The following is a 20,680-nucleotide window of genomic DNA, read 5'->3' as shown; positions in this document are numbered from 1 at the left end:
GTCCTTTCCGGCTCGGATCCTCAGTAGGGGGTGGGGATCCAGTGCAGTGGCTGCCTCGGCGCCTCGTATCCGTGCGGGCCCCGCCGCTCCGGCAGGGTGATGGCGGGGCGTTCGAGGGGTTCGTACGGGATCTGGCTCAGCAGGTGGCTGATGATGTTGAGCCGACCGCGTTTCTTGTCGTCGTTGACCGCGACGTACCACGGTGCCCAGCCGGTGTCGGTGAAGTGGAACATCGCGTCCCGCGCCCGCGAGTAGTCGTACCAATGGGTGTACGACTTCAGGTCCAGGTCCGACAGCTTCCAGGTCTTCCGCGGGTCGTCGATCCTGCTCTGCAGGCGCAGCGTCTGCTGTTCCTCGCTCACCTCCAGCCAGTACTTCAGCAGGATGACGCCCGAGTCGACGATCGCGCGTTCGACCGTCGGGACGAGTTGGAGGAACTGCTGCGCTTCCTCTTCGGTGCAGAAGCCCATCACCCGTTCGACGCCCGCGCGGTTGTACCAACTGCGGTCGAAGATGACGATCTCCCCGCCGGCAGGAAGATGGGGGAGGTACCGCTGCACGTACATCTGCGACTTCTCGCGATCGGTCGGGGCAGGCAAGGCGACGACACGGAACACGCGCGGGCTGACCCGCTCGGTGATCGCCTTGATCACGCCGCCCTTCCCGGCGGTGTCGCGGCCCTCGAAGACGATGCAGATCCGCGCATCCGACGTTTTCACCCACTCCTGCAATGCGACGAGTTCGCCGTGGAGCGGACGGAGTAGGCGGCGGTACTCCTTGTTCTTCATCGGCACGGTGGGCTCGGCACCGCCCGGCCGGGGCAGGTCGAGCCCGGACTTCTCGCGCTTCGATTTCTTTCCCACGATTTCTACCTCGGCCGCGGACTGCTCAGACCCGATCCGGCTTCCAGGTCGACACCGCCCAGATCACCACGACGTCGAGCGCGATGATGAGCACCGACCACCACGGGTAGTACGGCAACCACAGAAAGTTGGCGAGTATGGAAACGGCCGCGATCACGATCGCGGACACCCGCGCCCATCCCGCTCCGGTGAAGAGCGCGAGGCCGACCCCTGCAACGAGCACACCCAGGACGATGTGGATCCATCCCCAGGTGGTCAGGTCGAACTTGTAGATGTAGTTCAGCCCGGCAACGAATACTTCGTTCTCGGCCACCGCGGCGATTCCTTGGAAGAGGTGGATGATGCCCACGGTGACCATGATGATGGCCGCCCCGATCGAAGTGCCTGCCGCGACGCCCTGCTTGACCGACGTTGTCTCGGACATGACCGTCCCTTTCCCTACCGCGAGCCGGGCGGCCCGGTACCTCCATTGTCCGCCGTCTACACCTGCCGGTAGTCGTGAAACCGCATTTCCGGGCACACTTCAGATATTGGATTCATCCCAGACTCAGGCATATTCACGGTCCTGACACCGAACCGAGTTGTTCGAGAAGCCGTTTCGTGTCTTGACGGTGGTTTCACAGCGGGACGACGATGAGTCGATGACCGGCGATGACGAATTGCTTCAGATCGAACAGGTCATCGAACGCCTGACCACTCGGTATCCTGCCGCTTCCCCCGGGGACATCGAGCACACCGTGCGCACTGTTCACAAGCGGCTCGCGGAGTGCAGGATCCGTGATTTCGTTCCCCTCCTCGTGGAGAAGACGGCACGGCGCGAACTGTCGGACCGCGCAGCGGTCCAAGCGAAAGGTGACCTTGTTCTCTAGTCGCCGCGCTCCTCGGGGGTGAATACTGATGAAGAAGCTGTGTGTGGCTGTCGCTGCTGTCTTCAGAAGAGAGGTCCTGCAGTGAACGACACCGATTTCGACGAACTCGGGCCCATCGACTATCTCGTCGTGGAGTTCCCTGCAGACCGGAGACCTGACGGATCGGCCTTGCCCCTTCTGATCGACCTGGTCGAACGAAACGTCATCCGGGTGCTCGATCTGATTTTCGTCCGCAAGGAAGCCGACGGATCGCTCGCTGGTATCGCCATCGAGGACCTCGGGCTGGAGGGCGGTGTGGACGTAACGCTGTTCGCCGAGGCGGCGACGGGCCTGATCGACCGAACAGACCTCGAGGATGCGGCTGCCGTACTGGCCCCGGGTTTTTCCGGAGCGATCCTCGTCTACGAGAACTGCTGGGCCGCACCGTTCGCCTCCGCCCTGCGCCGCGAGGGCGCGCAGCTCGTGGCCTCCGGGCGTATCCCCGTTCAGGGCATTCTGGCGGCGCTCGACGCGCTCGACGCCACGAATTGAGATTCGAGGAGGCCGGAGTCCTGGCCTCCTGACCGGAACACCGAGTGGACGGGGCGTCAAAATGGAAGGCTTCTGGGAGTTCTTCTGGTTCATCTTCGTCTGTTTCGCCTTCGTGGCCTACTTGTCCGTGTTGTTCTCGATCATCACCGACCTGTTCCGGGATCGCGGAATGTCGGGGTGGGTGAAGGCGATCTGGATCCTCTTCCTGTTCGTCATTCCCTTCCTGTCGGCGCTGGTGTACGTGATCGCCCGGGGCGACGGCATGGCGAAGCGGTCGATGGCCGCCGCTCATGAGGTCAAGCAGGCCCAGGACTCCTACATCCGCGATGTCGCCGGACAGTCTCCGGCTCAGCAGATCGCGGACGCCAAGGGGCTGCTCGATTCCGGCGCGATCACCGACGCCGAGTTCCAGGCGATCAAGACGAAGACACTGACGTAGCGTCAGTCGGCGGCCGGCCGGGCGGTCTCGCCCCCAATGCGAACGTCCCACGTGGGCTTCGGTGTTCACGGGAGTATTGCGATTTCGGATTGCTGTCGATTGCGACTCCGTGACGGCTACGCTTGTCGGGTGCCGAACGATGTGATCGACGGTGCACCCGAGCGCGAAGCCGGTCCCGTCCGGCCGCCCGGGTATCGCCGTTGGCTTCCGGACCGCTATGCCTTCGGGGGGCTGGTGGTCGCGGTGCTGTTCGTGTGGCTGTCGTTGACGCCGACGCTGCTGCCGCGCGGTCCGTTCTTCCAGGGATTGGTCACCGGCGTATCGGCGGCCGTCGGCTACGCCATCGGGTTTCTGGGTTCCAAGCTGGTCCGCTACCTCGTGCAGCGGGAGGCTCCTCCCCGTGTGAAGACGGTGGTGCGCCGGGTGGCGTTGGTGATCGGACTCGTCGGAACCGTGGCGATGCTCGTGTGGTTCTGGGATTGGCAGTCGCAGTTGCGGGCGATCATGAGCGCCGCGCCATTCCCGTGGACGGGGTATCTCGTCACGGTGGTCGTGGCGGTGCTGATCTTCGTCATGTTCGTCGCGGTTGCCCGGGTGCTGCTGCGGGCGGTGTCGTGGGTCGAACGCAAGATCAGCCGGGTGGTGCCGCGGCGGATCTCCGCGACGGTGATCGGTGTGCTGGTCGTGGCGCTGTTGTTCGCACTCGTCAACGGCGCGGTGGTGCGCGTGATCATGACGGGGCTGAACAATTCGTTCGCCGCCGTCAACCAGGAGACCAAGGCCGGTGACGAACCGCCGACGACGTCCCTGAGTTCGGGCGGACCGGAGTCTCTGGTTACGTGGGATTCGCTGGGACGGCAGGGCCGCTCCTTCATTTCACGCGGGCCGGCCGTCGACGATCTGTCCGCGTTCAACGGTGGACGGCCGGCGCTGGAGCCGATCCGGACCTACGCCGGGCTCGCCAGCGGCGGCGATTCGATCCAGGAGAACGCCCAACTGGCAGCGGACGAACTCGAACGCGCCGGCGGGTTCGATCGTGCGGTGGTCGGCGTGGCGACCACCACCGGTACGGGGTGGATCAACGAGAGTCTCGTCTCTTCGCTGGAGTACATGTACAACGGCGACACCGCGATGGTCGGGTTGCAGTACTCCTATCTGCCGAGTTGGTTGTCCTTCCTCGTGGACAAGGAGCGTGCCCACCAGGCCGGGGAGGCGTTGTTCGACGCCGTGTACGACAAGTGGAAGGTATTGCCACCGGAGTCCCGTCCGAAGCTCGTCGTGATGGGCGAGAGCCTCGGCTCCTTCGGCGGCGAGAGCGCATTCGGCAACGTCGACGACGTCGAGGCCCGCACCGACGGTGTGCTGTTCACGGGACCGCCCAACGCCAACGAGATATGGACCGACGTCACCACGAACCGCGATCCGGGCTCGCCCGAATGGCTTCCGATCTACGAGCAGGGCGAGACCGTGCGTTTCGGTGCACGGGCGCCGGAGGACCTGCCGCGCCCCGATGCCCCGTGGGGGCTGCCACGGATGGTCTATCTGCAGCACCCGTCGGACCCGATCGTCTGGTGGTCGCCGGAACTCCTGCTGAGCGAACCGGACTGGCTGAAGGAGGAACGTGGATACGACGTCCTCGACAGCACGCAGTGGTTCCCGTTCGTGACTTTCCTTCAGGTGGCGGCCGACATGGCGGTATCGACGGGTGTCCCCGACGGGCACGGGCATTCCTACGTCGTCGACATCGCCGATGCGTGGAGCGCGATCCTGCCGCCCGAGGGCTGGACCCCGGCGGACAACGACCGCCTGCGGACCGTGCTTGCCGAGATCGGTGCCGATGGCTGACACGTTCGGTCGTGCCTACGTCGAGAGGAATGCACTGACGGCAGGGGCGAGTTCGGATGCGTTGGTGACGATGTCGAGGTGGCCGCCCGGATGGAGGTGCAGGGTAGCGTGCGGCAGGAGCGCGTTCATGATGTGGGCGTTGGCGATGGGAATGATCGGATCGTCTGTGCCCGCGACGATCAGCGTGGGCTGCCGGATGAGTGGAAGTATCGGCAGGCTCGTCCACACCGCACCCGCGAGGAGCTGGTGGAGATAGCCGATGCGAGATCCGGCCTGCTTCTGTTTTCGAAAGGCTCGCGCCACGGCGTCTGTGCCCCGTCTGGCAGTGCCGCCGTACAGGTCGCCGGCAATCGCCGCCGCGTAACCGGGGTCGGTGAACCGCCTCGGTGTCAGCATCTTCGCGAGCACACGCGGGTGGCCGGGAATCATCAGGGCACCGGTTCCGGTGGCGACGAGGGCGAGTCGCCGGCAGCGCTTCGGGTTCTGAAGGGCGAACTGCTGGGCCGGCGCTCCGCCCCAGGACAAGCCGAGGACGTCGACGACACCGACCCCGATCTCGTCGAGGAGGCGGCCCATGCCGCACGCGACGGCAGGAATTCCGTACGGGACCGGTGATGCCGGCGAACCCCCGGTGCCGGGGACATCGAAACGGATGACCGTCGTGTTCGGGTCGAGAGCGGCGACCAGTGAGTCCAGCACTTCCAGGCCCGCTCCGATGCCGTTGCACAGAACCAGGGGCACACCGGTCCCGCGGCGGATCCGCACCCGGATCCGCCGGCCGCCGACTGTGACGACCGTATCCTCGAACCGGTCGCTCCTGCCGAACAATTCGGTCACCGTCACGTGTAGAGCACCACGACGTCGGCGATGCACACCGGGCGCGTTCCGCCGTCGATCTCGTACGTCAATCGGAAGACGGCTTCGATGCCGGCCGGCTTCTGCTCGGCCGAGATGGTGGACATCGTGACGCGGAGAGCGGAACCGACGGGCACGGGCGCCGGAAACCGCACCTTGTTCAGGCCGTAATTGAGGACGGCGTGCACGCCGTCGACGGTGAGAAGCTCGGCGAGGATGCTCGGGGCCAGCGACAGCGTGAGATAGCCGTGCGCGATGGTGCCGCCGAAGGGGCCACGGGCCGCGCGTTCGGGATCGGTGTGGATCCACTGGTGGTCCCCGGTCGCGTCGGCGAACAGATTTACCTGATCCTGCGCAATTTTGAGCGTGCCGGTGGTTCCGATGGTCTGTCCGACGAGCCCGAGGAGATCGGTGGGGTGGGCAAGGTTCATGGTCATGGTGTGCCTCTGATCGTGTCGTGCGGGTCAGCTGTGATGGACGTATGTGCCCGGTGCCGGGGCGAGCGGCGGGAATTGCCGGGCACCGAGGCTGTGCGGTGCGTCGACGTCGGGTCCGCTGCGCTCGGCCAGCCAGCGCGCGTAGTCGGGCCACCACGAGTCGGAAGCGGTCTCCGCCTCCGCCAGCCACTCGTCCGGAGTCTCCGGGACGGGCTGCCCGAATCTGAAGGACGCCCGCGGATTGCCCGGCGGGTTCACGAGCGAGGCGATGTGTCCGTTCGACGACAGCACGAAGCGGGAGTCCTTGCTGCCGAGGAGGCGAGCGCTCCGGTAGGTGGACTGCCACGGGCAGAGGTGGTCGGCGGAGCCGCCGACGACGTACGCGTCGGCGGTCACGGTGGACAGGTCGACGGGTGTGCCGAGCATGGTCGACGCGCCCGGTGCCGTCAGCGCGTTGCGCAGGCCGAGCAGGACGAGGTCGCGGTGCAGTGCCGCCGTCATGCGGGTGGTGTCCGAGTTCCAGAACAGCACGTCGAAGGCGGCGGGAACCCGGCCCTGCACGTAGTTGTTCACCCAGTACCGCCAGACCAGGTCGCTCGGCCGCAGCCAGGCGAACATTTCGGCGAGGGTGCGGCCGTCGAGATAACCCCTGGCGGCCGAGTCGCGGATCGCGGCCGCGGCGGCGCGCTCGCTCATGACGGCAGCCGCGGTGCCGGCCTGGGTCTGGTCGAGCACGGTGACGGCCAGGGTGAGGCCGGCGATGCGGTCGCCCTCACCGATCTCGGTGAGATGTGCGGCGACCATCGCCGCGAGAATCCCGCCCGAGCAGGTGCCCAGGACGTGGGCGCTGTCGGTCCCGGCGACGCACTGCACCGTATCGAGCGCCTCCACGATCGCTGCGCCGTAGGTGTCGGCACCCCAATCCCGGTGCCGGGCGTGGGGGTTGCGCCAGGAGATCGCGAAGACCTGCTGACCCTGCTGCAGGAGGTACTCGATCAGGCTGCGGCCCGGTGCGATGTCGAGGATGTAGTACTTGTTGATGACGGGCGGGACGATCAACAACGGTGTGGCGTGGACCTTTTCCGTCTGCGGCGTGTAGTGGATCAGTTCGAAGGTGCGGGTCTGCAGGACCACGGCACCCTTCGTCGCGGCCACGTCCTCCCCGACGGCGAACGCGTCGGGCTCGACCATGGCAGGCACGCGAGGTTTCGACTGTATGTCGCGCACGAACGCCCGGACGCCGCGTGCCGCGCTGAGGCCGCCGGTGTCCACCATTGCCTTCCAGCCCAGCGGGCTGAGGAGTGGATTGTTGGTGGGAGACAGGCCTTCGACCAGGTTGTCGAGGACGAACCGCATCCGCTCGTGGTCACGCCAGTCGAGTTCGGCGTCGTCGAGTAGGGCGGCGGCGGTGTGCGACGTCGCGAGATACGCCTGCATTGCCCGGCGCAGGGCCGGATTCTGCTGCCACGCGGCATCGCCGAAGCGCTTGTCGGCCTTCGCGGGAGACCGGTCCGAGGTGCCGGCGGCAATTGCGCCGAGTTCGCGGGCGAGGGCGCCGCCGCGCCGGGCGAGGGTCCTCGGACGGCCGGCGAGGCTGATCCCGAGGCGGCTCCACGAGCTGTCGGGGAGCATGCGGGCGGCGACGCCGCGGGTCCCGCTCGTGAGGAGAAGGTCGAGGGGAGCGGTGAGCTCGTCGGGGATGGTGGGGAGGGGACTGTTGCTCACGGTGGTGCTTTCGGTATCAGAGTGCGGCCGGGGCGCGGCCGAGTTCGCGTTTGAGGATTTTGCCGGTGGCGGTCATCGGCAGGGTGGTGACGAATTCGACGGTGCGCGGGTACTTGTAGCTCGCCATCTGCTGCTTGGCCCAGGCGATCACGTCGTCCGCGGTGACCTGTGCGCCGGGTTCGAGGATGATGTACGCCTTGATTTCTTCGCCGTGGCTGTCGTCGGGAACACCGACGACGGCGGCGAGGGAGATGGCGTCGTGGCCGAGGAGGACCTCCTCGATCTCGCGGGGGTACACGTTGAATCCGCCGCGCACGATCAGGTCCTTGGCCCGGTCGACGATGTAGTAGAAGCCGTCGTCGTCGACGCGAGCGAGGTCACCGGTCCGGAACCAGCCGTCGCGCAGCACTTCCGCGGTGGCGTCCGGGCGGTTGTAGTACCCCTTCATGATGTTGTGGCCGCGCAACGCGATCTCGCCGATCTCACCGGCTCCGGTGACGGTGTTCCAATCCTTGTCGACGAGCCGGGCCTCGATTCCCCACACCGGGACACCGATCGAACCGGGCCGGGGATCGCCGCCGGGGTCGCTGAACGTCGCGAGCGGCGACGTCTCGGACAGTCCGTACCCCTCGAGGATCTGCACACCGAAGCGGTCGGCGAACCGGGTGAGGATCTCCACCGGCAGCGCGGCACCGCCGGAGATCGCGAGCCGCATGTTCCCGGCGATGCGATCGATGTCGGCGGGGTGTCCGTCGAGGGCGCCGAGCAGACCCCAGTACATGGTGGGTACGCCGGCGAAGACGGTGATGTTCTCCCGTTCGATGAGGTCGAGTGCGGCGACGGCCTCGAACCGGGGCAGCAGCACGAGGGTCGCCCCCACCGAGATGCCGGCATTGAGGGTGACGGTCTGGCCGAACGAGTGGAACAGCGGGAGGGTCACCAGGTACCGGTCGTGGGTGGCTGGTGTGCTGGCGAAGAGCCGGTTGGCGGTCAGCGCGTTGAGCACCATGTTGGCGTGGGTGAGCTCGGCGCCCTTGGGTTTTCCGGTGGTCCCGCTCGTGTAGAGGATGACAGCGGTGTCCCCGGGTTCGCGGACCACGGTCTCGACCTCGGTGTCGCGATCCGCGACGGCGTCCGCGAGCGTCCCGATGCCGTCGATCGCGGCGGGTGCCTCCGGGTCGGCGGTGATGCGGAACATGGTGTGGCAGTGCGGGCTTTCCGTGAACGCGGAGCGCCCGTACTCGCCCATCGGCAGGTCGGGGGTGCCGTCGTAACACAAGTACGCCTTGGCGTCGGAATCTGTTAGGTGGTAGGCGATCTCGCGGTCCTTGAGGAGGACGTTGAGCGGTACGACCACGGCGCCGGCCTTGAGGATGCCGTAGTAGACGACGGGGAACTGGGGGATGTTGGGGCAGGAGAGCGCGACCTTGTCACCGGGTTCGATGCCGCACGACATCAGCAGGTTCGCGATCTGGTTCGACCGGGCGTCGAGGTCGGCGTAGGTCATCCGTGCGTCGCCGAGAATCAAGGCGTCACGGTCGGGGAATCGGCGGGCGGAGTCTTCGAGAAGGACGGAAAGGTTGAGCACGGGAAACTTTCTCGTGGTGGGAGTGGGAGAAGCGCTACGACAGCGGCGCTGCGGTGGCGGCGCGGACCAGGTCTTCGGTCACACCGGGCGCGCACTCGCGCAACACCAGACCGGAGTCGGTGACGTCGACGACGGCCAGGTTGGTGATGATGCGGTGCACGACGCGGCGGCCGGTGAGTGGCAGCGTGCAGCGCTCGACGATCTTCGGGGTACCGGACTTGTCGCAGTGCTCCATGAGCACGATGACCTTGCGGGCGCCGTGCACGAGGTCCATTGCGCCGCCCATGCCCTTGACCATCTTTCCCGGAACCATCCAGTTCGCGAGGTCGCCGGCCGCTGAGACCTGCATTCCACCGAGGACGGCGGTGTCGATGTGGGCGCCGCGGATCATCCCGAAGCTGAGCGCCGAGTCGAAGAACGACGCGCCCGCGTTGACGGTGACCGTTTCCTTGCCGGCGTTGATCAGATCCGCGTCGACAGCGTCCTCGTCCGGGTAGGGGCCGGTGCCGAGGATGCCGTTCTCGCTGTGCAGGGTCACCTCGACACCGGCGGGCAGGAAGCTCGGGATCAGCGTGGGCAGCCCGATGCCGAGGTTGACGTACTCGCCGGGCGACAGTTCCTCGGCGGCACGGGCCGCCATGTCCTCGCGGGTCCAGCCGATCGTCTCGACGGTGGTCGTCATGTCAGTCCTTCCTCGCGGCGACGGTGCGCTTCTCGATCTGCTTGTCCTGAGTCCCGGTGTGGACGATCCGGTCGACGAAGATCCCCGGTAGGTGCACCCGCGCCGGGTCGAGTACTCCGGGCTCGACGAGCTGCTCGACCTGTGCGATGCAGATGCGGCCGGCCATCGCGGCGAGCGGGTTGAAGTTGCCTGCGGACTTCGCGAACACGAGGTTGCCCTCGCTGTCACCGATGCGGGCGTGGACGAGCGCGAAGTCGGCGGTGATCGACTCCTCGAGCACGTAGTCGCGACCCGCGAACTCGCGGATCTCCTTGGCCGGGGACGCGAGGGCCACCGATCCGTCGGGTGCGTACCGCCACGGCAGCCCGCCGTCGGACAGGGGCGTTCCGACCCCGGCGGGGGTGAAGAACGCGGGGATCCCCGCGCCGCCTGCCCGTAGCTTCTCGGCCAGGGTTCCCTGCGGTGTCAGCTCGATTTCGAGTTCACCCGACAGATACTGGCGGGCGAATTCCTTGTTCTCCCCCACATACGACGCGGTGACGCGTCGAATCCGGTTGCGGGTGAGCAGGATCCCGAGCCCGTGACCGTCGATACCGCAGTTGTTGGAGAACACCTCCAGGTCGGTGGCGTCACCGGCGGCGATCGCGGCGATCAGCTCGTCCGGGATGCCGCACAACCCGAACCCGCCGACCGCCAGCGACGCACCGGAAGTGATGTCCGCGACGGCGTCGGCGGCCGAACCGAAGACCTTGCGCGTCATCGGGCATCCGCGTTCGCGAGGCCGGGGACGACCGTGCTCTCGATGAGGTCTCGGAGCAGTTCCTCGGCGTACGGCCAGTACCCGTAGCCGGCGGCGGGGTTGAGGTGGCCGACGGCACCCAGGTCGACGAGCTTGCTGCCCCACGACTCGGCCATCCCGGCGACCCGACGGAATCGGGCCATCGGATCGTTGGTGCTGGCGGCGACGACGCTGGGGAACGGCAGCCGGCGGCGGGGGACGGGATCCCAACCACCCTGCTCGAGCTCCTCGGGGGTGGGATACCCCGCGGGCAGTGGTTCCTCGAGGTCCGGTGGGGTGGCGAGCAGGGCGCCCTGGATCGGGCGGGTGGACTGCTGCGCCCAGTGGACGGTAATCGCGACTCCCGCACTGTGAGCGACCAGCACGACCGGTCCGTCGATGTCGGTGAGGACGGCGTCGAGTGCGGCGACCCGGGCGGCGAGGCTGAGCTTGTCCCGTTCGAGCGGCGGCACCGTCCGCGCGGTGTCGAGTCTCTCGGCGAGCAAGGTCTGCCAGTGGTCGGCGACATGGTCGCGCAGTCCGGGCACGATCACGACGGTCGGTGAGGTGGAGGTGGTCACGGTCGATTCCAATTCTTCGGAGGTGGATCAGGCGGGTGCGGCGGTGAGGGCGGCGAGCTTGCGGCGTCCGGCCGGGTAGGCGCGCTTGCCGAGGATCAGGGCCACGATCGCGACGATGTAGATCAGGGGAGCGATCTGCAATGCGGTGACCAGCCCGAAGCGGTCGGCCAGCATCCCGACGACGAAGGGTCCCAGTGCCAGCCCGAGGAGGTTGTTGGCCAGGGTGAGCGTGCCGAAGGCCGAGGCACGCACCGACGAGTGGGTGAGGTTCGCGACCATCGCGGCGATGGGGCCGGACGAGCCGGCCGAGAAGAAGGCGCCGATGCCGATCAGGACCAGTTGGGGCGTGCCGGTCGGCAGCTGGAACCCGGCGCCGAGGAAGACGAGGGAGATCACGCCGAAGATCACCGCGGTGGTCCATTTCCGTGCGGGATCGTTGCGGCTCACGCGGTCGGTGATGATGCCGCACACCACCATGCCGCTGCCGACGAGGAGGACGAAGATCGACGCCATCGCACCGGCCTTGTCGATGGCGAGGCCGTAGGACCGGTTGAAGAAGCTCGGCAGCCACGCGAGCAGGACACCGGCGGTGAACATCTGGAGTCCGCCACCGATGTAGGCGAATACGACGGCGGGGGTGGTGAACAGGCTCGAGATCGGCGCCCGGAATCCGATGGGGCCGGGTGCGTCGGCCGGGTCGTCGTCGGCCGCGTGCTGCGCCAGCTTCTTTTCGGAGACCAGAGCCCGGAAGAGTGCGACGAGGATGAGCCCGAAGACGGCCATCGCGGCGAACGACCAGCGCCAGCCGAGGTTGACGGCGATCACGCCGCCGAGGGCGACGCCGATCACGGACCCGAACGATCCGCCGCCCATGAAGGCACCGCTGAGTGTGGAGTGCACTCGCGGGGCGAACACGCTGAGAACCACGGCGATGCCGACGCTGCCGTAGGCGGCTTCACCCACGCCGACCAGGAAGCGGGCCCCGAGCATCTGCTCGTAGCTGTTCGCCACCGCGCAGAGCAGCGTGGCGAGGCTCCAGAGCACGGCCATCAGGAGCAGGCTCTTCACGCGGCCCCACCGGTCGGCCAGCAGCGACAGCGGGAGCGTCAGCAGTCCGACCATCAGCGCGACAACGCTGCTGAGCGACGCGAGCTGTGAATCGGTGAGCGCCCATTCGGTTTTGAGGAGCGGGAAGACGGCGCTGAGGACCTGCCGGGACATGTAGTCCGACAGCAGCAGACCGAAGGTGAGTGCGAAGACGATCCACGGGTAGAACCGGGACCGGGAGGCCGGAGCGGTGTTCCCGGTGGTGGTATTCGGGATGGTGGTGTTCAGGGCGGTGGTGGCAGGCAGTCCCATGAGGCCTCCTATGGCCGTCAGGAGTGATAAAGGGGTGGGGGAGAGAGCGAGCAGCGATTTACCCGCTCTCTCCCCGGTCGTGACCGAGATCCCCCCGGCGCCGGAACTCAGGCGTGGTGGGTGAAGCCCACCTGGCCGCGGCGGCGGTTGGGCGCGTAGCCGAGCTTGGCGAGGGTCTCGTCGGCATCGGCGTAGGTCTCACCGATCCGGTAGATGTCGCGGGCCTCCTTGCCGGTGGCCACCTCGCGACCCAGTTCACCCGCGACGCGGACCAACTGCTCGACCTGCTGGACGGAGGTCATCTTCTCGCCCTTGCGTCCCCAGATGGTGTCTTCGTTACCGCAACGGGGATGCAGGCCCATCGCGATCGCCATCGCGTTGACCGGCAGCACGCTGCGCATCAGGGTTTCGAGGGTCAGGCAGGCGCCGTCCGGGACTCGCTGGATGAAGTTCATGATGTTGTACGGGTTGGGGCCGTCGAAGCCGCCGCCGATGCCGACCCAGGTCAGGTTGAGCGGACCGGTGTAGATCCCGCGCCGGATGAGCCGCTCGACGGTCTCGAGCTGGGGGATGCTCGAGAGCTGGAAGTGCGGCTGAATTCCGGCCGCCTGCAGGCGACGCAGATGCTCCTCGACCCACGCCGGGCCTGCCGGTACCGTCATCTCCCGGTACGCCTCGGCGAGCTCGGGCCGCTCCATCGAGGTGCCGGCGATGTCGTCGGCGGTCATGAGTTCCATGATGTTCATCTGAGAGGTGTTGATCGCGATCGTCACCTGGTCGGGTGCGGGATCGAGGTCGGCCAGCATGTGCCGGGTGTCGTCCGAGAGCCACTTCGCGTCCGCCCCTTCGCCTTCGGGTGCGAAGGAGATCGATCCGCCGACCTGCAGGATCATGTCCGGCACCGCCTGGCGCAGTCCGGCGAGCAACTCGTTGAACTTCGAGAGCCGCTTGGAGCCCTTGCCGTCGAGCTCACGGACGTGGATGTGCAGGACGGTGGCGCCGGCCTCGTAGCAGTCCACCGCCTTCTGGACGTGCTCCTCCATCGTCAGCGGCAGGTCTTCGCGGAAGTCGTCCGGCTCCCACTCGGGACCGTACGGGGCACATGTGATGACCAGCTTCTCCTGGGTCTCGGGGAAGAGGGCGTCGTCGTGGAAGTGCATGGGTGTTCTCCGTTCGAAATCGGATCTGATGAATAGGGGCAGTGAGAAATTCAGAAGGGCCGGTCGCCGATGATGCCGGCGCGCTCCATCTTGCGGACGGCCGGCCAGTAGTCCTGGACCGCGTAGTGCTGGGTGGACCGGTTGTCCCAGATCGCGACGCTGTTCTTCGTCCAACGCCACCGCACCTGGTACTCGGGAATCGATGCCTGGCTGATCAGGTAGTTGAGCAGGTTGCTGCTGCCGGGCGCGTAGTCGATGCCGTACCGGATGTGCTCGGGGGTGTGGTAGTTGACGAAGTGGGTCGCGAAAGCGTTGACGAACAGGATTTTTTCGCCGGTCTCGGGGTGCGTGCGCACCACGGGGTGCTCGGCGTCCGGGAACCGCTGGTGCAATGCGTGCCGCTGTTCCGTCGGCTGCGCGGCACCGAACGAAGCCTCGATGCTGTGCCGGGCACGGAGTCCGTCGATCTGCTTCTTCACCGCGTCGGGGAGTTTCGTGTAGGCCTCGGCCATGTTCACCCAGATGGTGTCTCCGCCGATCGGGGGCGTCTCCACGCAGTGGAGCACGCAGCCCATGGGCGGGTTCTCCCGCCACGTGGCGTCGCAGTGAAAGGCGTTCTCGTAGTGCTCGGCCGGGCTGTCGAGGTCCTTGTAGATCTGCACGAGTCCGGGATGGTCGGGGTCGCTGCCCGCCACGGGGTGATCCTCGAGCGGGCCGAACCGCTCGGCCAGCGCCACGTGCTCGGCGCGGGACATGTCCTGGTCGCGGAGGAACAAAACCTTGTACTCGAGCAGTAGTTCCCGCAGTTCGGCGAACAGGGCGTCGTCGCGGGCGGCGTCACCGAGGTTCACGTCGAACAGTTCGGCGCCGATCGAGCAGGTGAGCGGTGCGAATCGGAAGGACCCGGAAGGGGAGAGGATCGTGTGCGGCTCGGGCGAGTAGGTCAGTTGCGCGGTGTCGGTCATGGTGGTGTCTCCGTCGGGGTGAATGTGTTGGCGCGCTGTCAGAGTCGGAACACGGAGGAGCCGATGCTGCGGCCGGATTCGAGATCGTGGTGCGCCTGGACGGCGTCCTCGAGCCCGTAGCTCTGGTTGATCTCGATCCGGATCCGGCCGGCCTCGACGTGCCCGAAGAGTTCACCGGCGAGTTCGGCGCGCTCCGCCGGGTCGGCGATGTAGTCGGCGAGCGCGGGGCGGGTGACGAACAGCGAACCCTTGACGGCCAACTGCATCGCGTTGATCGGAGGAATCGGTCCGGAGGCCGTTCCGAAGCACACCAGCAGTCCGCGCCGGGCGAGGCAGTCGAGCGAGGTCTGGAAGGTGGACTCGCCGATGCTGTCGTACACGACGGGGACGCCGGCACCGTCGGTGATTTCCCGAACCCGCTCGGCGACGTTCTCCCGGGTGTAGACGATCACGTGCTCACACCCGTGGGCGCGGGCGATCGAGGCCTTCTCGTCGGTGGATACCGTGCCGATCACGTTGATGCCTAGAAGCTTTGCCCACTGTGTGAAGATCAGGCCGACGCCGCCGGCCGCCGCGTGCAGGAGTACGGTGTCGCCCGCCTTCAGCGGGTGGATGCGGCGCAGCAGGTAGGCCGTGGTCAGACCGCGCATCGTCATCGCGGCCGCGGTGTCGAAGCGGATCGCTTGTGGCAGCGGGATCAGCGGTGCGGCCGGCATCACGCGTTCGGTGCTGTAGGCCCCGAGGGGGCTGCCCGTGTAGGTGACGCGGTCACCGACCTGCACGTGGGTCACGCCGGAGCCGACTTCCTCGACGACACCGGCCGCCTCCACTCCCATGCCCGCGGGCAACTCGGCCGGGTACAGGCCGGTGCGGAAGTAGGTGTCGGCGAAGTTCAGTCCGACGGCCTCGTGCCGGATCCGGACCCCGTGGGGACCGGGCTCCCCGACCTCGACGTTCTCCCACTTCATGACTTCCGGAGCGCCGTGCTCGTAGAACCGAACAGCCTGTGCCACAGTATTTCTCCTCTTCGATGTGATGATCGGTGCGGTGCCGCCGCCTAACCGGTCGCGGTCGGGCGGGGCGGGGGTGAGCCGGTGTGGCGGATCACCTCTCCGACCGCTTCTGTGATGCACCTAACAGTACGGGCGCATCCGGTCGATTGCTTATCCTGACGGGACAGGCGGCCTATCATTTTGGGACAAGGCATTGGAGGTGGCATGAAACCCCTTGCGCGCTACGCGTCGCTGAACGGATACCTCGAGCTGTGCCGGTCGCTCGGTGTCGATCCGGTGCCGTTGATGAGGTCCGCCGGCCTCGATCCGTCCGGCCTCGCACTGCAGGACCGCTGGATCCCGGCCGCGGCGATCGCGCGGTTGCTCGAGCAGTCGGTCGGCGCATCCGGGTACGAGGACTTCGGGCTGCGCCTCGCCGAGCGCAGGCAGTTCTCCAACCTCGGCCCTCTCAGCCTCGTCGTGCGCGAGGAGCCCGACGTCCGCAGTGCCCTGCGCGTCCTCACCCGTTACGAGCACACGTACAACGAGGCGTTGCGGACACGGATGTCGGAGGGCGGCGGGCTCGTGACCCTGCGCGTCGAACTGGACGTGGGGGAGGCGACCGAGATCCGGCAGTCGGTGGAACTGGCCGTCGGGGTGCTGCACCGGTTGCTGCGCGGCTTCCTCGGGGGCAGCTGGAAACCGCTCGCCGTCTGCTTCCCCCATCCGGCTCCGGCAGACATGGCGACCCACCGACGTCTGTTCGGGCCGGTCGTGAACTTCGGCCACGAGTTCGCGGGCATCGTCACCGAGGCCGGCGACCTGGATGCGCCGAACAAGATGTCCGATCCACTGCTCCGTCCCTACACTCAGCAACTCCTCGAGTCCTGGGAGCCGTCGGACGACGTGACGATCGTGAGCCGGGTCCGCGAGCTGATCGAACTACTGCTGCCGACGGGCCGCTGTTCAGTCGAGCAAGTGGCTCGCAGCCTGGGGGTCGACCGGCGAACGGTGCATCGCCGCCTTGCCGAGAGCGGGGAGACGTTCTCGACCGTCCTCGACGCGACCCGCGTCGAACTCGCCGAACGGATGGTCGCGAATCCCCGCCTGAGTCTCACCGAGATCGCGGACATGCTGGCGTTCTCGGCGCCGAGCAACTTCTCACGCTGGTTCAGTGGGCGGTTCGGGTGCAGCCCGAGTCGCTGGCGCGCTCAGCGGGCGGGCGACACCGGCTGAATCGGCAGGCTCTCAGCCAGATCGAGCCTGCTGATGTAGTGGGCGCCGTCGTCGATCGGGTTGTCCGGCGGGAGGTAGCCGTCGCCCACACGGCGGAAGCCGGCCTTCTCGAGCGCGCGCCACGACGCCCGGTTGGGGACGACGACGGGGACGACGATCGCGGTGGCGTCGGGTAGGTCGGCGCGGCACTTGGCGACGAACGCGCTGATCATCGCGGTTCCCAGCCCCCGGCCGGTGTGCTGCGGGTCGCCGACGTAGTAGTCGATCGAGATGCTCCCCGGTGGGATCTCGACGAGGGCCGTGAGGAGCGCGAGGTCCTCGGGGTAGTCGGCGATCCGGTACCGCTGGATGAATCCGAACGGCAGGCCGCCTCGGAGGACGAGGAAGTCCTCGCAGGGCTCGGTGCCGTCGATGCTGCCGCCGAAATCGCGCTCGATGTCGGCGTCCGCGGTGTCGTGGTTCCAGAACCGCGCGACGTGCGGTTCGCGAAGCCATCGTTGCAGTTGAGGGAAGGATTCGCGCGTCGTACGGACGAACTCGAAGGTGACTGCGTCGGCGCTCACGACAGGAAAACTAGCAGGAACCCCGTCGATTCAACTTCGGCATCGATAACGAGAATCTTTGACTTGGACATGTATCGAACATCCCTCTAGCGTGATTCGTATGACTCAGGTCACGCCTGGTAGCCGGGCGTGATCGGAGTCCTCCAACGTTCCCCGCACCACCAGCGCCAGCACAGAGAGGAGTCACCGATGACCCTCCCCCTCGCCGTTTCCCCGGCAGTCGACAGCGCGGTCTCCAAGATCTTCCGTCGCGTCGTCCCGCTGTTCATCGTCATGCTCATCTGCAATCAGCTCAACAGATCCAACATCGGTTACGCGCAGACGCATCTCGAGGCGGACGTGGGCATCGGCGCTGCGGCGTACGGCTTCGGTGCGGGTGTCTTCTTCATCGCCTATGCGATCTTCGAACTGCCGTCGAACGTGCTCATGGAGAAGTTCGGCGCCAAAGTGTGGCTCACCCGCATCATGATCTCCTGGGGGCTGGTGTCCGCGGCGATGGTGTTCGTCAACGGCCCGGAGATGTTCTACGTCCTGCGGTTCCTCCTCGGTGTCGCCGAGGCCGGCTTCTTCCCGGCCATCATCTTCTACTTCACCCGCTGGCTGCCGAACAACCACCGCAGCCGCGCCACGGCGCTGTTCATCGCCGGGTCCTCCATCGCCGCCGCCATCTCGGGACCGCTGTCCGGACCGTTGCTGTCGCTCGACGGACTCGGTGGGCACCACGGCTGGCAGTGGATGTTCGGGCTGGAAGGCCTGCTGTCCGTCGTCGTCGGGTGCATCGCCTACCGCCTGCTCGACTCGAAGATCGACGACGCGAAGTGGCTCACCGGCGCGGAGAAGCACGACCTGCAGGCCGTCATCGCCGAGGAGGACGTGCTGCGCAGTGAGGCGTCTGCGAAGCGTGGCGAATCGGGCTCGCGCTGGAAGCTGCTCCTGCAGCCGCGGATCCTGGTGTGCTGCGGCATCTTCTTCGCGATCACCATGGCGATCTACGCCAACACGTTCTGGTTGCCGTCGATCATCCGCCGCATCCCCGGCACCACCGACGTCACCGTCGGGCTGCTCTCCTCGCTGCCGTGGATCTGCGCGATCTTCGCGATGTACTTCTCCAACCGCTCCGCCGACCGCACCGGACGGCACAAGCCCTACCTCGTCGCCGCGCTGCTCATCGGCGGTATCGGCACGATGGCCGCCGCGTTCGTCACACCCTGGCTGGCGCTTCCGCTGCTGTGCATCGCGACGATGGGATTCAAGAGCGCGAGCCCGCTCTTCTGGTCCATTCCGCAGCGCACGCTCCACCCGATGGTGCTGGCGCCCGCGATCGCGATCATCAACTCACTGGGCAACCTGGGTGGCTTCGTGGCCCCGTTCGGCTTCGGTGTGATCAAGGAGCAGACCGGCACGGTGACGATGGGCCTGGTCGTGTTGTCGTTCTTCGCCCTGGCCGCGGCCGCGGCGGTGTCGTACTTCCGGCGGGACAAGGAAGACATCGACGACGTCGCGGACCTGGCAGAGGTGGCCTCCGACGAGACCACCGTGGCAACCAAGTGACCTCTGACCGGCACATACGAAACGCAGACGAGAACTCGAGGATTTGAATCATGACAGCAACGGTGAACCGGACCGACGTGACCGGACAGATGATCATCGCAGGGAAGCCCGTCCAGGGTTCCGGCACGACGATCCACGGGATCGACCCCACCACCGACGGCCGGCTGGAACCGGGTTTTGCGCACGGTGACGAACGGGACGTCGACGCCGCCTGCACCGCCGCGGCCGAGGCGTTCGCGCCGTTCCGCGCCACGAGCAGCGAGAAGCGCGCCCAGTTCCTCGAGGCCATCGCCGACAACATCGAGGCCCTCGGCGAGACGCTCGTCGCACGGGCGTGCGCCGAATCCGGACTTCCCCAGGGCCGCATCACCGGTGAGGTGGGCCGCACGTCCGGACAGCTGCGGCTGTTCGCCGGCGTCCTGCGTGACGGCGGCTGGAACGGTGCCCGCATCGATCCCGCGATGCCCGACCGGACGCCCCTGCCCCGTGCCGACATCCGTCAGCGGAAGGTGCCGCTCGGACCCGTCGCGGTGTTCGGCGCGAGCAACTTCCCCCTCGCCTTCTCCGTGGCCGGCGGCGACACCGCGTCCGCGCTGGCGGCGGGCTGCCCCGTCGTCGTGAAGGCCCACGACGCGCACCCCGGCACGTCCGAACTCGTCGGCCGCGCCATCGCCGACGCCGCCGCGAGCACCGGCATGCCCGCGGGCACGTTCTCCCTGCTGTTCGGCTCGGGCCGTGGGCTCGGCACCGCACTCGTCACCGACCCGCGCATCAAGGCCGTCGGATTCACCGGATCCCGTTCCGGTGGAACCGCTCTGGTGGCCGCTGCCGCCGGACGTCCGGAACCCATCCCGGTGTACGCCGAGATGAGTTCGATCAACCCGGTGTTCGTGCTCGAGAACGCACTCGCGACCCGTGGCGCCGACCTCGGTCGCGCATTCGTCGGATCCCTGACGCTCGGATCCGGCCAGTTCTGCACCAACCCCGGACTCGTCATCGCCGTCGACGGTCCCGGCCTCGCCGAGTTCATTGCGGCCGCGAATGCCGCGGTCGCCGAGGCGGTGCCGACGCCGATGCTCACCCCGGTCATCGCCGGCTCCTACGCCGACGGGGTTGCCGCCCTCGAGGGCGCGGCCACCGTGGAGGCCCGCGGCGTGGAGTCCGACGCCCCCAATTCGTGCCGGGCCGCACTGTTCAGCAGCGAGGCCGACACGTTCCTGGGCTCGGAGGTGTTGCAGCAGGAGGTATTCGGCGCCTCCAGCCTGATCGTCAAGTGCCGCGACGCCGAGCAGGTGCGCGCCGTGGCGTCGAAACTGGAAGGCCAGCTGACCGCGACCGTTCACGTCGACGACGCCGATCTCGACGAGGCCGGACGACTGCTGCCCGTCCTCGAGCTCAAGGCCGGCCGGATCCTGTTCAACGGCTGGCCCACCGGGGTCGAGGTCGGCCACGCGATGGTGCACGGTGGCCCGCACCCCGCGACATCCGACTCGCGCACCACGTCCGTCGGCTCGCTGGCGATCGAACGGTTCCTGCGTCCCGTTGCCTACCAGGATGTTCCGAGCTCGCTGCTCCCCGCCGCCATCGCCGACGGCAACCCCGACCAGTTGTGGCGTCGCATCGACGGCCGACTCACCCAAGCCTGATTTTCCCTTCGTGAA

Annotated in this window: 21 protein-coding genes; 7 read left to right on the top strand and 14 right to left on the bottom strand. The window is 67.2% G+C overall.

From position 1 onward, the window contains the following. Positions 1-20 precede the first annotated feature (20 nt). Complete coding sequence (gene ppk2, locus ACFWAY_RS05425) at positions 21-863, bottom strand: polyphosphate kinase 2 (protein WP_378510033.1); 843 nt, start codon at positions 861-863, stop codon at positions 21-23. A 25-nt stretch (positions 864-888) separates the two neighbouring features. Further along, a complete protein-coding gene (locus ACFWAY_RS05420; RefSeq protein ID WP_378510032.1) occupies positions 889-1,287 on the bottom strand; it encodes a hypothetical protein in 399 nt (132 codons plus the stop codon). Between the two features lie 217 nt (positions 1,288-1,504). Here ACFWAY_RS05420 and ACFWAY_RS05415 point away from each other — a divergent pair, with 217 nt between their 5' ends. The 4 genes from ACFWAY_RS05415 to ACFWAY_RS05400 all read left to right on the top strand — a co-directional run bounded on the left by ACFWAY_RS05415 (position 1,505) and on the right by ACFWAY_RS05400 (position 4,547). Beyond that, a complete protein-coding gene (locus tag ACFWAY_RS05415) occupies positions 1,505-1,732 on the top strand; it encodes a three-helix bundle dimerization domain-containing protein (RefSeq protein ID WP_378510031.1) in 228 nt (75 codons plus the stop codon). An 81-nt stretch (positions 1,733-1,813) separates the two neighbouring features. Further along, a complete protein-coding gene (locus tag ACFWAY_RS05410) occupies positions 1,814-2,263 on the top strand; it encodes a DUF6325 family protein (RefSeq protein ID WP_378510030.1) in 450 nt (149 codons plus the stop codon). Between the two features lie 61 nt (positions 2,264-2,324). After that, positions 2,325-2,702, top strand: a complete 378-nt coding sequence (locus ACFWAY_RS05405) for an SHOCT domain-containing protein (protein ID WP_378510029.1) — start codon at positions 2,325-2,327, stop codon at positions 2,700-2,702. A 129-nt stretch (positions 2,703-2,831) separates the two neighbouring features. Next, positions 2,832-4,547, top strand: a complete 1,716-nt coding sequence (locus tag ACFWAY_RS05400; protein WP_378510028.1) for an alpha/beta hydrolase — start codon at positions 2,832-2,834, stop codon at positions 4,545-4,547. 15 nt (positions 4,548-4,562) lie between these two features. On the opposite strand, the gene ACFWAY_RS05395 is transcribed toward ACFWAY_RS05400, so the two are convergent. The 11 genes from ACFWAY_RS05395 to ACFWAY_RS05345 form a co-directional block, all read right to left on the bottom strand. Then, the gene (locus ACFWAY_RS05395) at positions 4,563-5,390 is read right to left on the bottom strand and encodes an alpha/beta fold hydrolase (RefSeq protein ID WP_378452952.1); all 828 of its coding nucleotides are present in this window, start codon (positions 5,388-5,390) and stop codon (positions 4,563-4,565) included. Continuing rightward, complete coding sequence (locus ACFWAY_RS05390; protein ID WP_378510027.1) at positions 5,387-5,839, bottom strand: MaoC family dehydratase; 453 nt, start codon at positions 5,837-5,839, stop codon at positions 5,387-5,389. Before ACFWAY_RS05390 ends, ACFWAY_RS05395 begins: the two co-directional genes overlap by 4 nt. 27 nt (positions 5,840-5,866) lie before the next feature. Further along, positions 5,867-7,564, bottom strand: a complete 1,698-nt coding sequence (locus ACFWAY_RS05385) for a PHA/PHB synthase family protein (protein WP_378510026.1) — start codon at positions 7,562-7,564, stop codon at positions 5,867-5,869. A 16-nt stretch (positions 7,565-7,580) separates the two neighbouring features. After that, positions 7,581-9,152 (bottom strand): long-chain fatty acid--CoA ligase, encoded by a 1,572-nt coding sequence (locus tag ACFWAY_RS05380; RefSeq protein ID WP_378510025.1) that lies wholly within the window; start codon positions 9,150-9,152, stop codon positions 7,581-7,583. A 34-nt stretch (positions 9,153-9,186) separates the two neighbouring features. Further along, a complete protein-coding gene (locus ACFWAY_RS05375; RefSeq protein ID WP_378452956.1) occupies positions 9,187-9,834 on the bottom strand; it encodes a CoA transferase subunit B in 648 nt (215 codons plus the stop codon). 1 nt (position 9,835) lies between these two features. After that, positions 9,836-10,594, bottom strand: coding sequence for a CoA transferase subunit A (locus ACFWAY_RS05370; protein WP_378510024.1), 759 nt, complete (start codon positions 10,592-10,594; stop codon positions 9,836-9,838). Continuing rightward, positions 10,591-11,193: an RBBP9/YdeN family alpha/beta hydrolase gene (locus tag ACFWAY_RS05365; RefSeq protein WP_378452957.1), complete on the bottom strand. Its 603-nt coding sequence runs from the start codon at positions 11,191-11,193 to the stop codon at positions 10,591-10,593. Before ACFWAY_RS05365 ends, ACFWAY_RS05370 begins: the two co-directional genes overlap by 4 nt. A 27-nt stretch (positions 11,194-11,220) precedes the next feature. Continuing rightward, a complete protein-coding gene (locus tag ACFWAY_RS05360) occupies positions 11,221-12,552 on the bottom strand; it encodes an MFS transporter (protein ID WP_378452958.1) in 1,332 nt (443 codons plus the stop codon). A gap of 107 nt (positions 12,553-12,659) precedes the next feature. Then, entirely contained in the window at positions 12,660-13,712 is a 1,053-nt protein-coding gene (locus tag ACFWAY_RS05355) for a 3-keto-5-aminohexanoate cleavage protein (protein WP_378452959.1), read from the bottom strand. Positions 13,713-13,762: 50 nt separating this feature from the next. Beyond that, on the bottom strand, positions 13,763-14,677 hold the full coding sequence (locus ACFWAY_RS05350) for a TauD/TfdA dioxygenase family protein (protein ID WP_378452960.1): 915 nt from the start codon (positions 14,675-14,677) through the stop codon (positions 13,763-13,765). A gap of 38 nt (positions 14,678-14,715) precedes the next feature. Next, a complete protein-coding gene (locus ACFWAY_RS05345) occupies positions 14,716-15,690 on the bottom strand; it encodes a quinone oxidoreductase family protein (RefSeq protein WP_378452961.1) in 975 nt (324 codons plus the stop codon). Between the two features lie 204 nt (positions 15,691-15,894). On the opposite strand from ACFWAY_RS05345, the gene ACFWAY_RS05340 reads away from it, so the two are divergent. Beyond that, the gene (locus ACFWAY_RS05340; RefSeq protein ID WP_378452962.1) at positions 15,895-16,905 is read left to right on the top strand and encodes an AraC family transcriptional regulator; all 1,011 of its coding nucleotides are present in this window, start codon (positions 15,895-15,897) and stop codon (positions 16,903-16,905) included. Here the strand turns inward: ACFWAY_RS05340 and ACFWAY_RS05335 are convergent. After that, positions 16,881-17,468, bottom strand: coding sequence for a GNAT family N-acetyltransferase (locus ACFWAY_RS05335; protein WP_378510023.1), 588 nt, complete (start codon positions 17,466-17,468; stop codon positions 16,881-16,883). The two genes, ACFWAY_RS05340 and ACFWAY_RS05335, sit on opposite strands and share 25 nt — an antisense overlap. Before the next feature lie 189 nt (positions 17,469-17,657). Between ACFWAY_RS05335 and ACFWAY_RS05330 the strand changes: the two genes are divergently transcribed. Together ACFWAY_RS05330 and ACFWAY_RS05325 are read left to right on the top strand one after the other, a co-directional pair. Next, complete coding sequence (locus ACFWAY_RS05330; RefSeq protein WP_378452964.1) at positions 17,658-19,019, top strand: MFS transporter; 1,362 nt, start codon at positions 17,658-17,660, stop codon at positions 19,017-19,019. Between the two features lie 50 nt (positions 19,020-19,069). Next, the gene (locus ACFWAY_RS05325) at positions 19,070-20,665 is read left to right on the top strand and encodes an aldehyde dehydrogenase (NADP(+)) (RefSeq protein WP_378452965.1); all 1,596 of its coding nucleotides are present in this window, start codon (positions 19,070-19,072) and stop codon (positions 20,663-20,665) included. Positions 20,666-20,680 lie beyond the last annotated feature (15 nt).

The sequence above is a fragment of the Rhodococcus sp. NPDC059968 genome, from assembly GCF_042738615.1.
In the GTDB taxonomy this organism is placed as follows: domain Bacteria; phylum Actinomycetota; class Actinomycetes; order Mycobacteriales; family Mycobacteriaceae; genus Rhodococcus_F.
Note: the sequence above shows the minus strand (reverse complement) of the source record. Positions and strands in the feature narration are given on the sequence as shown.